Origin of the sequence: Blastochloris sulfoviridis, assembly GCF_008630065.1 — a bacterium.
In the GTDB taxonomy this organism is placed as follows: domain Bacteria; phylum Pseudomonadota; class Alphaproteobacteria; order Rhizobiales; family Xanthobacteraceae; genus Blastochloris; species Blastochloris sulfoviridis.
Map to the genome: position 1 here is coordinate 13,270 of NZ_VWPL01000026.1, position 13,294 is coordinate 26,563.

The 13,294-nt window shown below is 67.4% G+C and carries 11 protein-coding genes; 1 reads left to right on the forward strand and 10 read right to left on the reverse strand.

The genetic code is table 11. The annotated features are described in order from the left end of the window. Positions 1-105: 105 nt before the first annotated feature. Together smpB and dapA are read right to left on the reverse strand one after the other, a co-directional pair. Entirely contained in the window at positions 106-582 is a 477-nt protein-coding gene (smpB, locus tag F1193_RS13020) for an SsrA-binding protein SmpB (protein ID WP_150098244.1), read from the reverse strand. Positions 583-601: 19 nt separating this feature from the next. Beyond that, positions 602-1,492: a 4-hydroxy-tetrahydrodipicolinate synthase gene (gene dapA / locus F1193_RS13025; RefSeq protein ID WP_150098245.1), complete on the reverse strand. Its 891-nt coding sequence runs from the start codon at positions 1,490-1,492 to the stop codon at positions 602-604. 221 nt (positions 1,493-1,713) lie between these two features. Here dapA and F1193_RS13030 point away from each other — a divergent pair, with 221 nt between their 5' ends. Further along, positions 1,714-3,678, forward strand: a complete 1,965-nt coding sequence (locus F1193_RS13030) for a lytic transglycosylase domain-containing protein (protein WP_150098246.1) — start codon at positions 1,714-1,716, stop codon at positions 3,676-3,678. A 294-nt stretch (positions 3,679-3,972) separates the two neighbouring features. On the opposite strand, the gene F1193_RS13035 is transcribed toward F1193_RS13030, so the two are convergent. The 8 genes from F1193_RS13035 to F1193_RS13070 all read right to left on the reverse strand — a co-directional run bounded on the left by F1193_RS13035 (position 3,973) and on the right by F1193_RS13070 (position 13,227). Further along, positions 3,973-4,263 carry a GIY-YIG nuclease family protein gene (locus tag F1193_RS13035; RefSeq protein WP_150098247.1) on the reverse strand — a complete coding sequence of 97 codons (291 nt, stop codon included), beginning with the start codon at positions 4,261-4,263 and terminating at the stop codon, positions 3,973-3,975. Positions 4,264-4,750: 487 nt separating this feature from the next. Beyond that, the gene (locus F1193_RS13040) at positions 4,751-6,289 is read right to left on the reverse strand and encodes a porin (protein WP_150098248.1); all 1,539 of its coding nucleotides are present in this window, start codon (positions 6,287-6,289) and stop codon (positions 4,751-4,753) included. Between the two features lie 668 nt (positions 6,290-6,957). Then, positions 6,958-7,713, reverse strand: a complete 756-nt coding sequence (locus F1193_RS13045) for a DUF2076 domain-containing protein (protein ID WP_150098249.1) — start codon at positions 7,711-7,713, stop codon at positions 6,958-6,960. A 127-nt stretch (positions 7,714-7,840) separates the two neighbouring features. Then, the gene (locus F1193_RS13050; protein ID WP_150098250.1) at positions 7,841-8,653 is read right to left on the reverse strand and encodes a DUF2189 domain-containing protein; all 813 of its coding nucleotides are present in this window, start codon (positions 8,651-8,653) and stop codon (positions 7,841-7,843) included. A gap of 325 nt (positions 8,654-8,978) precedes the next feature. Continuing rightward, a complete protein-coding gene (locus F1193_RS13055) occupies positions 8,979-9,905 on the reverse strand; it encodes a TorF family putative porin (RefSeq protein WP_342781823.1) in 927 nt (308 codons plus the stop codon). A gap of 455 nt (positions 9,906-10,360) precedes the next feature. Next, positions 10,361-10,918: a DUF2937 family protein gene (locus F1193_RS13060; protein ID WP_150098251.1), complete on the reverse strand. Its 558-nt coding sequence runs from the start codon at positions 10,916-10,918 to the stop codon at positions 10,361-10,363. Between the two features lie 36 nt (positions 10,919-10,954). Then, a complete protein-coding gene (locus F1193_RS13065; RefSeq protein WP_150098252.1) occupies positions 10,955-12,007 on the reverse strand; it encodes a WD40 repeat domain-containing protein in 1,053 nt (350 codons plus the stop codon). A 2-nt stretch (positions 12,008-12,009) separates the two neighbouring features. Beyond that, entirely contained in the window at positions 12,010-13,227 is a 1,218-nt protein-coding gene (locus F1193_RS13070; RefSeq protein WP_150098253.1) for a CobW family GTP-binding protein, read from the reverse strand. Positions 13,228-13,294: the final 67 nt, after the last annotated feature.

Below are 13,294 nucleotides of genomic sequence, written 5' to 3' on the forward strand. Positions count from 1 at the left end.
GCGAGATGATCAGGGGGTCGGGAGCGCCGGGACAAGCCCGGCGATGACGGGGGCTGTTTCCGCCACACCGCCTGGACCCGAGATTCCCGTCCACGCAGTCCGGCCTCACCCCTTGTCGCGCAGCAGGCGGCCCTTCTCGCGCGCCCAGTCGCGGCTCTTCTCGGTCTCGCGCTTGTCGTGGGCCTTCTTGCCCTTGGCCAGCGCCAGCAGCACCTTGGCGCGGCCCTTGGCGTTGAAATAGACCCGCAGCGGCACCACCGTCATGCCCTCGCGGGCGACCGCGCTCATCAGCTTGAACACTTGGCGCTTGTGCAACAGCAGCTTGCGCGGGCGCTTGGGCTCATGGTTGAAGCGGTTGGCCTCCAGGTATTCCGGAATATAGGCGTTGACCAGCCAGATCTCGCCATCCTTGGCGTCGGCATAGCTGTCGCCGATCGTCGCCTTGCCGCCGCGCAACGACTTGACCTCCGTGCCGGTCAGCATGATGCCGGCCTCGAAGGTCTCGCCGATCTCATAGTGAAAGCGGGCCTTGCGATTGTCGGCGACCACCTTGCCGGTGGTTTCGTCCTTGCCCTTCGCCATTGTGTGCCTGTCGGGCCGCTCAGTTGAGCAGGCCGGCGTGAGCCATCGCTTCGCGCACCGCGCGCTGGGTCGCCTCGCCGACCGTCACCATCGGCAGCCGCACCTCGTCCGTCATCTTGCCGAGCAGCGACAGCGCGTACTTCACCGGCGATGGGTTGGTCTCCACGAACAGCGCGGTGTGCAGCGGCATCAGCCGGTCCTGCAGCTCCAGCGCCTTGGCGTAGTCGCCGGCGAGGCAGGCGGCCTGGAACGCCGCGCACTGGCGCGGCGCCACGTTGGAGGCGACCGAGATGCAGCCATGGCCGCCATGGGCCATGAAGCCCAGCGCCGTGGCGTCCTCGCCGGAGAGCTGGTTGAAGTCCGGCCCCAAATGCTGACGCTGCAGCGAGGCGCGCGCCACATTGGCGGTGGCGTCCTTGACCCCGGCGATGTTCTTCAGATCGAACAGCCGCTTCATGGTGTCAACCGACATGTCGATCACCGAGCGGGCCGGGATGTTGTAGATGATGATCGGGATGCCGATGGCGTCGTTGATCGCCTTGAAGTGCTGGAAGAGCCCCTCCTGGGTGGGCTTGTTGTAGTAGGGCGTCACCACCAGCACGGCGTCGGCGCCGGCCTGCTCGGCGTGGCGGCTGAGCTCGATGGCCTCGATGGTGGAGTTCGACCCGGTGCCGGCGACCACCGGCACGCGACCGGACGCCTCCTGGACGCACCATTCCACCACCTGCTTGTGCTCGTGATGGCTCAGCGTCGGGCTCTCGCCGGTGGTGCCGCACGGCACCAGCCCATTGGTGCCCTCCTCGACCTGCCAGGCGGCGTGCGCCCGAAAGGCGGCCTCGTCGACCCTGCCATTTTTGAACGGTGTCACCAGTGCGGTGAAGGAGCCACGGAAATTCGTCTTGGCCGTCATGGATGGTTCCTCGGGTCGTTCCTTGCTGCCGGCGCCGGTCCCCGCCGCGGCACCACGGTAACCAATCTTCATAGAGGCGATCCGCCGCGGGCGGAAGGATTTTCGGCGCCCTCGTTTCGCCGCAAGCGGCCGACAGGGTCCGCCGCAGCCAGGCCGTGCCGCCGTTTGGTCAACGATTCGTCAACGAGATCGCCGGAAGGTGGCTCGATCCGGAGCACCCCATGCGCACAGCCGCGACCCTCGCCATCCTCGCCACCGTCTTGTCCCCCCTGCCCGCCGCCGCCAGCAGCGACTCGACGGCCGTCGCCCAGGCGATCCAGCTGATCGAGCGCGGCCGCGGCGCGGAGGCCGACCAGATCGCCGCGACCTTGCGCGATCCGGCCGCGCGCAAGACCATCGAGTGGATGCGGCTACGCCGCAACAGCGGCGACGTCCGCTTCGAGCGATTCGCCACCTTCGCCCGCGAAAACCCCGGCTGGCCGAGCGTCGGCCTGATCCGCAAGCGCGCGGAAGGGAAGCTGTGGGAGGACAGGGCTTCCGCCCGCACCATCTTCGCCTATTTCGGCCAGAGCCGCCCGACCAGCGGCAAGGGCAAGCTGGCGCTGGCCCGCGCCCACCTGGAGACCGGCAACCAGGCCGCCGCCCAGGCGCTGGTGCGCGAGGCCTGGCGCGAGGAGCCGTTCTCCAAGGACGGCGAGGACGACATCCTGCGCGTCTTCGGCCCGCTGCTCGGCCGCGCCGACCACAAGGCGCGCACCGACATGTTCCTCTATGCCGAGGACGGGGCGGATGCGCTGCGCAACGCCGCCCGCGTCGGCTCCGACATGGTGGCGGTGGCCAAGGCCCGCATCGCCGCCATCAAGAAGGACAAGGCGCTGGCCAAACTGCTCAATGCCGTGCCGGCCTCGGCCCGCAACGAGCCCAGCTACATCTATGCCCGCTCGCAGTTCCATCGCCGCGCGGACAAGCCCAAACTTGCCGCCGAGTGGGTGTTCAAGGCGCCGAGCGACCCCAAGGCGCTGGTCGACACCGACCAATGGTGGATCGAGCGGCGCCTGCTGGTGCGCCACCTCCTTGAGGAGAACGAGCCGCGCACGGCCTACCGCATGGCCGCCGGCGCGGCGATGCCCGAGAAGGAGAACTACAAGGTCGAGCGCGACTTCATGGCCGGCTGGGTGGCGTTGCGCTTCCTCAACGACCCGGCCACCGCCCGCCGCCATTTCGCGCGCATCCTGCAACTCACCAACAACCCGACCAGCGAAGCGCGCGGCCATTATTGGCTGGGCCGCGCCGCCGAGGCGACGGGCGACCGGGCCGGCGCCCGCGCCGCCTATGAGAAGGGCGCGCGCGTCGTGTCGGCCTATTATGGGCAGTTGTCGCGCGCCAAGCTCGGCCGGACCGACCTGCCGGTGCCGAGCCTGCCGCGGCCCTCCGCCCAGGGGCGCGCGGCGTTCCTGAACTCCGACACCGGACGGGCACTGCAGATCCTGCACGATATCGGCCGCTCCGACCTGACGGTGCCGATGTATGCCGAGCTCGGCGAGCGCATCCACGACCCTGACCGGCTCGCGGCCCTCGCCGAATTCGTCGCCCAGCGCAAGGATGCCCGCGCCATGCTGCTGGTCGGCCGCGACGCGATCAACCGTGGCCTGCCGTTCGAGGCGGCGGCGTTCCCCGCCGTCGGCCTGCCCTCCTTCCCGGCCCGGGAGCCGGCGGCCGACCTGCCGGTGGTCTATGCCATCGCCCGGCAGGAGAGCGCCTTCAACCCGGCCACCGTGTCGAGCGCCAACGCGCTGGGCTTCATGCAAGTGACACCCGCGGCCGGGCGCTACGTGGCCAAGAAGTTCGGCCTGCCGTTCGACGCCAAGCGGCTGTTGTCCGACCCGGTCTACAACATGCAGATGGGGGCGCTGGAGATCGGCGACCTGATCCGCGACTACGACAACAACATGATCCTGGCGTTCGCCGGCTACAATGCCGGGCGCGGGCGGGTGCGCGACTGGGTGGCCCGCTTCGGCGACCCGCGCGACCCGAAGGTCGATCCGGTCGACTGGGTGGAGAAGATCCCGTTCTTCGAGACCCGCAACTATGTGCAGCGGGTGCTGGAGAATCTGCAGATCTACCGCGTGCGGTTCTCCGGCCGGCAGGCACTGCACATCGAGGCCGACCTGCGCACCGGACGGTGAGGGGTGGGGGGCAATGTCGCCTCTCCCCTCAGTCCGGTAGACATCCTTCGCCGCCGTCATCCACCGCCGTCTCGCCGGACCGGGCTGCCGCCGGCCCTGACGTGCGTGCGCACTCTCTCCGTGGTCGTCGCCGGGCTTGTCCCGGCGATCCCGACCCGAAGAGCTCGGCTGCCGTGACGGCGCTGTCGGAGAAAAGGGCGGCAGGCGGAGTGGCCAGGGTGTCGGGATCGCCGGGCCAAGCCCGGCGATGACGGTGGGGTGGCCCGGCGGTGACGGGAGTGCCCGGCGATCCGGTCACATGACGAGTTCGGGATAGAGATCCCGCCATGTCGGGTTTGTCTGCGCGATCAGCCGCGTCTTCCACACCCGTGGCCAGTGCTTGATGTTCTTCTCGCGCTGGATCGCATCGATGATCCTGTCGAACTGCTCGAAGTGCACGAGCAGTTTGATGTTGTATCGCTTCGTGAAACCGTCGAGCGCTTCCGTCCGGTGTTCATGAACACGCCGGACCAGATCATTGGTGACGCCGACATAAATCGCGCCACCCGGCCTGCTGGCGAGAATGTAGACATAGGCTCGCGTCATCGGTCGACCCTCTCCGATCGGGATCGCCGGGACAAGCCCGGCGATGACGGAGGGGTGGCCCGGCGGTGACGGTGGCGTGCCCGGCGATGACGGAAGGATGCCGGCGATGACCGATGGCGCCCAGCGATGGCGGAACAGGGGCCTGCGACGACCGGAGCTCCAGCGTCCGACGTGATCGGCCCCGGGCGAGCCCGGCCCACCAGCGATCCTGACGTGCGTCCACACTCTTGCCGCCGTCATCGCCGGGCTTGCCCCGGCGATCCCGATTGGAACGGTGCGGCGGTGGTGGCGGTTGTCTCGGAGAAAAAGGCGGCGAGCAGAGTGACCACGGTGTCGGGATCGCCGGGACAAGCCCGGCGATGACGGAGGGGTGCTGGCGATGACGGGGATGTGCGCCCGGCGATGACGGGAGAATTCCACCTCGCCACAAACGAAAACCCCGGCGGTTGCCCGCCGGGGTTTCCTTCAAGACCGAGCCTTCGCCGGATCAGAAGTTCCGCTGAACGCGGACCATGCCGGAGAAGATGTCTTCGTCGTGGCTGTAGGAGAGAGCGCGGTCTGCGTTCGCCTGGGTGCCCATATTGGCAGCCGTATAGCCCTTGAATCCTTCAACATCAACTTTAGTATAGAGCATTTCAACACCGATGTCGAGGTTCTTGACCGGCGACCACGTGGTGTTGAAGCCGACCTGCCAGAGGTTGAAGTCGCGGACGGTCTGGGAGTCCTCTGTACCTGCGCCCAGATTCAGCGGCGAGCCAGCCGTGATGCCGTCGATGAAGGGCACCTCAACCGCGGAATAGCCGCCGAACAGGGTCGAGCGCAGCGACGGGGTCCAGAAATGACGGAAGTCGGCGCGGATGGTCCAGGCGTCGACCTGCTCGATGCTACCGTCCACCGGGTTGATGAAGGCGTCGGCGAGATCGACGATCGCACCGGTGGCGCCGCGAATCATGCCAAGTGCGGAAGGACCGCTGGTGGTCTGGCGGCTAGAGACGCCAGTGTATTCCGTAGCGCCCGAGGCGTAGCTGCCCTGAACCATGAACTGGTCGCCCTTGGCGAGCGAGTCAAGGTTGAAGGTGATGCCAGCACCGATGGCGTAGCCATAATCAGTTTCGTTGATGTCCGCAGTCGCAGGCAAAAACGCGTTACCTAAATTATCGTAGGCGTCGGCGGCGCGAAGCTGGTGGATGGCGCCGGAGAGCTGCGCGGAGCCCCAGGACTGATCGACACGAATGTTGGCGACGATGTCCGGCATCGCCTGGCCGCCCTGGTAGTTGGTGGCGTCGGTGTAGTCGAAGACCGTCGTTGTGCCGAGCTGGGTAACGGTGCCCGGCGCCACCTGGATCGCATTACGGCGATAGGTGGCGTCTTCCACGCCTATGGTCGCCGACAGACCGTTGCCGAGCGAGGCGGTGTAGGCAACGACGTTGGTGAATTTGTTGGAGCCGACGTTGATAGTGGTGAAGGTGCCAAGGCCGGCCGAATAGTCGAAGAACGACTGCAGGTAGCCGAAGGTGAAGCCGGCGAACTGGATGAAGGCGCGGTCCATACCAGCGGAGGCGCCACCAAAGCCCTGGTCCTGCCAATTTCTCCTTCCCGTACCCGACGCATAATCATAAGTGGTATAGAAAAGTCCATAGGCCCGCAGCGTGCCATACTCGGTGCGCGTGCGAGCGTCCATGGTGACAGCAATACGCGACCGGAACGCGGTCAGATCGTCCTGACGGTCATAGGAGATGTCGCCACCCGCACCCGAACCAGGAGCGAGACCGGTCAAGGCGTTTGCAGGGTACAGCGGCGTATGGTAGCCGGGAACCATGCCGTAATAGGTGTCGGCACGGACATAGCCGCCGACCTTCAGGCAGATGTCGGTGCCCGGGATGTAATAGAAGCCGGCGCCGTAGGCGTCGCAAACCTTGACGTAATCGACGGCCTTCGCCTTCATCGGCAGGTCGGCAGCTTGAGCGCTGGCAACCGCCACGAGACCCGCCGCGGAGCCGAGGAGAAGGCTCTTCACGATAGACATAGATAACCTCCGTTTTCTCTCTCGTTCTGATGGAGCGGGTTCTTGCCGTCAGGTGTCGCCACCCGGGGAAGTTCCCCAAACCCCTTGCCCAGTCCTTCCAGGTGCTTTCGACCTTGCGGCCAATGCCACCCTTGTTCCGGGGCGAGGCGGGGTTCCCCCCTCCGTCGCGTCATCACCATGACGCGACAAGGTTTCGCGATCAATGATTCGAGGGGCTTCGGCGGGGGGTGGATGCCGCATTTCCCGGCACTGTTGCAAGACTGCCACGGACCGTTAATCAACCGCAAACCATGCCAGCGGCGTGGCAATTTCGTCGCGGTTCGCTGGTCTGCCGCGACCTACGCCATCCGGCTGCCGCGCCCAACGGCGCTCATCGGTCACCGCCGGGTGCGCCCCAACGTCATCGCTGGCACTCTCCATGGTCATCGCCGGGCTTGTCCCGGCGATCCCGATACCCTGCCACGCCCCCTCCATCGTCATCGCCGCCGTGTCCTTCGAATCGAGATCGCCGGGACAAGCCCGGCGATGACGGCGGCGAGGGCGCGCGAACACCTCCGACGCCGGGACAAGCCCGGCGATGACGAAGGAGGGGGAGTGCAAAGGCGATGACGACGGAGAGGTAGAATCAGCCAGCCCGAAATCTCCGCAGTCCGGGCCGCTGGGCATTCTTACGCGAAGTCGCCGTCGTCGAAGCCGCCATCGTCGAAGCCGATGTCGTCCTCGTCGGCGGAGGCGTCCTGCCAGCCCTTGTCGGCGGCGGGGGCATCGCTGCCGGCGGCGGCCGGGCTGCTGTTGCCGGACTCCTTGCCGGACTCGCCCAGGCCGAGCCCGCCGGCCAGCTTCGAGGCCTCATCGCCGCCGGAGAAGGCGCTGGAGAGCGCGTTGGCGATCATCATGCCGCCGGCAACGCCGAGCGCCGTCGACATGGCGCCGGCCAGAAAGCCGCCGCCACCCAAACCGCCGCCGCGCTGGCCGGGCGCGGCCTGCTGGCCCCACGGGCCGGCGGCCGGCGCCGGCTGCGCCCGGCCCCACGGACCGGACGACGGGCCGCCCGTCTCCGGTTGCATCGGCGCGGCCGGCCGGTTGGGCTGGGACTGATAGGATTGATATTGCGGCTGGGGCTGGGGTTGCGGCGCGCCGCCGCCGAACAGGCCCGACAGGAAGCCGCTCGAACCCTGCGGCGCGGCCTGCGGCCGCCGCGACAGCTCCTCGACCTCGGCGCGGAGCTGCTCGACCTCCTGGTTCAGATTGGTCAGCGCCTGCTCCTGGACGTAGATCGCCTGGGCCATGACGTAGGGCGCATAAGGCTGCGCCTGGATGCGCTCGGCGATGAAACGTTCCGCCTCGGCGTCGCGCGGCTGGCCTTCGGCCTGCGCAAGACGGTCGAAAATCCCGGCGATGACGGTCTTTTCCTCGGGCGACATGACGGCGAATTCCCCTTTCCATACGGCCGGACGTCCGGCCCGCGCGTCACATAGGAAGCGCGGGCGTGGTTTGCGAGGGGGGTCGGCGACCCGTACGTCATGCGGCTTCCGGTCGATCCCTTCGGGATCATCCGGAGACGATCACCCGCCGGTAGAGATGCCAAGTGGCATGGCCCAGCACCGGCAACGCCACCGGCAGCAGCAGGAACGCCGCGGCCACCGCACTGACCAGCGCGCTCGCGACGATCAGGGCAAAGGCGAACATCGGTCCCGGATTGACCAGCACCGCGCGCACCGACACCGCCATTGCGGTCGCGAAGTCGACGTCGCGGTCGAGCAGATAGGGGAAGGACACCACGCTGATCGAGAACACGACAGCGGCGAGCATGGCACCGACGATATTGCCGAACACGAAGAAGCCGAGCCCGGTCGGGGTGGTGAGGATGGCGTCGAGCAGCTCGCGCGGGGCCACCGGGTGAAGGCCGAAGGCGATGGCATAGATGTAGGTGGCGAGCTTGACCCAGACGATCAGCGCGAACACCAGCACCACACCGAGCATGGCGATCTCGCGACCGGACTGGCCGTGGATGGCGCCGAGGATGGCGCGCCAAGTCAGCGGCAGGCCGAGTTCGCGGCGGCGGCTGACCTCATAGAGGCCGACCGCGACGAACGGGCCGATCAGCACGAAGCCGGCGGTCATCGGAAAGACCAGAAAGGTCCAGTTGATGAAATATTCGAGCGAAACGATGGCAAGCCCGGCCGCCGCATAGATGCCGCCGAAGAACAGGCCGAACTGCGGCGCGGCGGTGAAGTCGTCGATGCCGGCGGCGATGACGGCCTTGATGTCGGCGCGGGTCAGCCGGCGAATGGACGGCAGCGCCATCGCCAGCGGCCTGCCCTCCCGGACGGGGCCGCCCGTCGCGTTCACGTGCATGGTCATGCGCTCTCTCCCTCGATACCCCCTCCCCCGCTGCTGCCGCCCTGACTTGCGACTGCGTGGCAGTTTGAGTGGTATATTGAGGTGGCGTCAATCGACGTTGCCGTGAGAGGGGCGCGGCCAAACGCCCCGAAGAAACGGTTTCCGGTCGGTCCCTTCGGGATGCCGGAAACGATCTCGCCGAAAGATCCCTGATCCGGACAGGACTTCGGCGACCGGAACACGACTCGAAGACCTGTTCAGCCGGAAACCAAATGAAAACGGCGCGCCGGAGACCGGCGCGCCGCAAAACGTCAGGTCAAGGCAATGCCTTGAACGAAGCCTTCGCTCACTTCAGGCTGTCGAGGGTGAGGTCGACCGACAGCTTGGCCAGGAAGGTGGCGCCGCACCACTTGGACTGGCCGAGGTCGTTGGCCCCGAAGTCGCCGGTGATCAGGTAGCAGTCGGTCTTGCTCAGGTCGGTGTCCGAATAGCGCAGGTCGAGCGTGAACACCTTGTAGGTGAAGCCGAGACCCGCGTTCCAGGTGGTGTAGGACGGCAGCGACACATAGCCGTAGAAGTCGTCGGTGGTGCCGAGATCCTGGTAGCCCACTTCGCCGGACACGTAGACGCCGACGCCGTTCGCGAAGGTCGGGAAGACGTACTTGGCGACACCCGAGTAGTAGATGCCCTCGGCGCCGGTGTTCACGTACGAGTCGGTGTAGTAGATGTTGCCGCCGATGCTGAAGGCATCGGTCAGAGCGAGGCTGGCCTTGCCGTAGACTTCGAAGAAGCTGGCATCTTCCTTGGCCAGCGTGGCGACGCCGTACTTGTTCCACTCCCAGGTGCACGCCGGGTTGGAAGTGTCGTAGCACTCGCCGCCCGGATACCAGTAGTAGATGCCGCCGATGTCGAGGGCGAGCTTGCCGAAGGTCGGGCGGATACCGCCGTAGAGATCGATCTCGGCCGCGGCGCGGTTCGGGAAGTCGATGCTGGCGCCGGCGATGCCGACGTAGCCCTGGAAGTTCGGCGTGAAGTTGAAGCGCGGCTCGAAATAGGCCGACACCGACGGCTCATTGTTCGACTGGGAGATGCCGCGGAAGAGGTAGTTCGACGACAGCGCAGCGCCGAACGCAATGTCGAAGATCGACGGCGGCGGCGGCACCTCGATGGTCTTGCTCTGGGCCCGCAGATCGGCGGCATTCGCCGCGCTCGCGGCCAGCAGGACGGCGGCAGCGGCCGTCAGCGTTGTGAAGGTCTTCATCATGATACTCATCCCCTGCTTCCTCCGCGGCGAGGCCCCAGCCCCCACGAAGCGTCGCACCATTTGTGACAAATCCAACGCACGCAGAGGAAGGATAAACAGCGGGCAGTTGCCTAATAAATGAGCAAAAATCGCCTTGTTTTGAACTTTACAAACTGCTGTTGCCGAACCGCAACAGCCATGCTGCCGCTCCCGGCAACCCGACTCCACCTTGAAGGGTACGGTAGGGCAATTTACAGTTTTCGGTTGGTCCGGCTGGCGGTATCGCGAATCGAATCCGCTGGAAACTTCGCGGCGCAGCACCTTTAGAGCGTGATCCGATCTGACTGCATCAGATCGGACGCTCTAAGTTTCTGGTTTGTCGCATTTTCTTTCGCACAACCGGTATCCACTTGTGCGGAAAATGCTCTAGCGGAGCTCGGCCCGCGGCCTCCGCGATCCCGAAAGGGCACCGGGAGCCGGCGTGCTCACGCCCCCGTCGCCGCGGGCGGGTGGGACCGGCCGCCGAGCCAGGCGCCGACCCGCCGGCGTCCCGCCCCGAAGATCAGCGACGCCAGCGCCACGCCGATGACGAAACCAGCACCGGCATGGACCGCGCCCTCGATGGTGGCCGGTACCGCCGGGCGGAAATCGGCGAAGGCGGCGCGCCCGACCTCGCGGTCATAGGTGCGCACGAACACCGCCAGCCGTTCCATCGGTGCCGCCGTGTCGAGCGCGGTCTTGGTGGCCTGGAACGCCTCGAAGCGGTGGATCATGAAGGCGGCGTCGTCGCCGCGGTCGCGCAGGAAGGTCGAGCCCGGCTTGGCGAACTCGGCCAGCCCCTGTTCGCGGGTCAGCCCGGCGCGGGCGGCGTCGGCATCGAAGCGCTCGGCAAAGCCGCGCAGCTCGTCCAGCCGGCCGCCGAGGCGCTGGCTGTACTGCTGGGCGAACTCGGGAAACTGCGCCAGCGCGATGGCGCAGGCGGCGCCGACGGCGAGGGCGAACAGGCGGTTGACCATGGCGGCCTCCTGATACTCGACCAGCATGACGAGAAGCCGGGCGGAATGTTCCCCCGCCCGCCGCTACAGCGTCAAGATGCCCGCCGCGCCGTCCTCGGTGCCGTAGAGCAAGGTCGATGCGTTGCCGGCCCCCTTCGCCGCCCCCTTGGCCGCCCCCTTGCCAGCCCAGGCGAGCGCGCTCACCGGGCCGGCGCCGGGCGGCCTGACCAGGATCTCGGCGCCATCGGAGAGGCGGATGAGCAGGATCAGCCCGTCCTCGAAGCCGATGGCGGCGATCTCGGTGGTCGGGTGGCAGGCCACCGCCGCGATGCGGCTCGAGCCCGCCGCGAATATCGCCGGCTCTCTGCCCATCGGCCCGTCCTTGGCCGCGAACGGCCAGACGATCAGCGCCGTCGCCCCGCCGGTGGCGAGGCCGTTGCCGGTGGCGGTCCAGCTCATCGAGCGCACCCGGCCGGGATAGCCGGACATGCGCATGTTGGCGCCGTCTGCCACCCGCCAGCCATGGAGCTGGGGCTCGTGCATGGCGGTGACGACGAAGCGCCCGTCCGGGCTCCAGGTCACCGGCAAATGCGAGCCCTTCCAGTCCAGGACGTCCGGCTTGGTCGCGGCGTTGGGGAACCACAGCGTCACCCCGCCATAATGGGATACCGCCAGCCGCACCCCTTTGGGCGCGAAGGCGAGGCCGCCGGGCGTCGAGGGCGCGGCGAAGGTTTTCGGGGCCCCCTTGCCGGGCTCGATTTTGCCGGTGTCGGCATGAACGGTCTTGCCGGCCGACCACGCCCGCGCGCCGGCCGGGCCGAGCGCCACCGTGTCGATCCAGGCCTTGCCGGAGAACACTTCGCGCGCCGTGCCGTCGGCGGTTGTCTCCACCACGCGGCCGTCGTCGCCGCCGGTCAGCAACCGGCTGCCGTCGCAGGCGGCGCACAGGATCACCCCGCCGGGGTGCGCGGCCACCCGGCGCTCGTCGGTGCTGGCGAACAGGATCCCGCCCTCGGCGAGCACCAGCACCGGCGTCTCGCCGAGGAAGCCGCAGGCGGTGACCGTGTCGCCCGGTGTGAGGTGGCGAACGCGGTCGGCCACCGAAGGGGTCGGCGGGGTGCCCGGATTGGCCGTCATGGTCACGCCGCGACGCAGGCGGAGAAGCCGGATTCGATCTTGGCGCGGTCGAGCTTCCGGCCGATGAACACGAGGCGGCTCGTCCGCCGCTCGCCATCGTTCCACGGCCGCTGGTGGGTGCCGTCGAGGATCATGTGCACGCCCTGGAACACGAAGCGGTCGGGGTCGTCCTTGAACGACAGGATGCCCTTCGAGCGCAGGATGCTCGGGCCATCCACCGCCACCAGATTCTGGATCCAGGGAAAGAACTTCTCGGGATCGAGCGGCGCCTCGAGTTCGAGCGCGACCGAGTCGATCTCCTCGTCGTGAATGTGCTTCAGCCCGCCGTGGCGGTGGATGATGCGGCCGGCCTCGTCGCGCTCGCTGCAGCCGCAGTCCTTGCCGTGCTCGTGGTGATGGGCGTGATCGTGCTTGCAGCCGCAACCCTCGCCGTGCGCATGGTCGTGGCCGTGATCTTGGTCGTGGCCGTGATCTTGGCCGTGATCTTGGCCATTCTTGCAGCCGCAGCCCTCGCCATGATCGTGCGCGTGGTCGTGATCGCAGCCGCACCCCTCGCCGTGCGCGTGCTCCTCCTCAGCTTCCAGGAAGCCCGGCTCCAGCGTCAGGATGCGGTCGAGGTCGAAGGCGCCGCGGCCGAGCACCCGGTCGAGCGGGATGGCGCAGCGCTGGGTGAGGTGAAGCGTGGCGTAGGGGTTGAGGCCGCGGATGCGCGCCTCCACCTCGGCGAGCTCGTCCGGGGACACGAGGTCGGTCTTGTTGAGCAGCACGACGTCGGCGAAGGCGATCTGGTTCTTGGCCTCCGGGGCATCCTTCAGCCGGGCCGACAGCCATTTGGCGTCGGCCACCGTGACCACCGCGTCGAGCCGCGTCTTGGCCGAGACGATGTCGTCGACGAAGAAGGTCTGGGCCACCGGCGCAGGATCGGCGAGGCCGGTGGTCTCGATCAGGATGGCGTCGAACCTGCCCTTGCGGCGCAACAGGCCGTCGATGACGCGGATCAGGTCGCCGCGCACCGTGCAGCAGATGCAGCCATTGTTCATCTCGAACACTTCCTCGTCGGCGCCCACCACGAGGTCGTTGTCGATGCCGATCTCGCCGAACTCGTTGACGATGACCGCGAACTTCTGGCCGTGCGGCTCGGAGAGGATGCGGTTGAGCAGCGTGGTCTTGCCGGCGCCGAGATAGCCGGTGAGGACGGTGACGGGAACCTTGTCGGACATCGGGGCTTCCAAAAATCGGGGGCAAATCGGGGACGAGGCGGGCATACGCGCCCTCCCCTCTCATCGA

What these genes read in the sequence shown, in the direction of transcription:
- smpB (WP_150098244.1), bottom strand. Translation starts at nt 582, where the DNA reads ATGGCGAAGGGCAAGGACGAAACCACCGGCAAGGTGGTCGCCGACAAT.
- dapA (WP_150098245.1), bottom strand. Translation starts at nt 1,492, where the DNA reads ATGACGGCCAAGACGAATTTCCGTGGCTCCTTCACCGCACTGGTGACA.
- F1193_RS13030 (WP_150098246.1), top strand. Translation starts at nt 1,714, where the DNA reads ATGCGCACAGCCGCGACCCTCGCCATCCTCGCCACCGTCTTGTCCCCC.
- F1193_RS13035 (WP_150098247.1), bottom strand. Translation starts at nt 4,263, where the DNA reads ATGACGCGAGCCTATGTCTACATTCTCGCCAGCAGGCCGGGTGGCGCG.
- F1193_RS13040 (WP_150098248.1), bottom strand. Translation starts at nt 6,289, where the DNA reads ATGTCTATCGTGAAGAGCCTTCTCCTCGGCTCCGCGGCGGGTCTCGTG.
- F1193_RS13045 (WP_150098249.1), bottom strand. Translation starts at nt 7,713, where the DNA reads ATGTCGCCCGAGGAAAAGACCGTCATCGCCGGGATTTTCGACCGTCTT.
- F1193_RS13050 (WP_150098250.1), bottom strand. Translation starts at nt 8,653, where the DNA reads ATGACCATGCACGTGAACGCGACGGGCGGCCCCGTCCGGGAGGGCAGG.
- F1193_RS13055 (WP_342781823.1), bottom strand. Translation starts at nt 9,905, where the DNA reads ATGAGTATCATGATGAAGACCTTCACAACGCTGACGGCCGCTGCCGCC.
- F1193_RS13060 (WP_150098251.1), bottom strand. Translation starts at nt 10,918, where the DNA reads ATGCTGGTCGAGTATCAGGAGGCCGCCATGGTCAACCGCCTGTTCGCC.
- F1193_RS13065 (WP_150098252.1), bottom strand. Translation starts at nt 12,007, where the DNA reads ATGACGGCCAATCCGGGCACCCCGCCGACCCCTTCGGTGGCCGACCGC.
- F1193_RS13070 (WP_150098253.1), bottom strand. Translation starts at nt 13,227, where the DNA reads ATGTCCGACAAGGTTCCCGTCACCGTCCTCACCGGCTATCTCGGCGCC.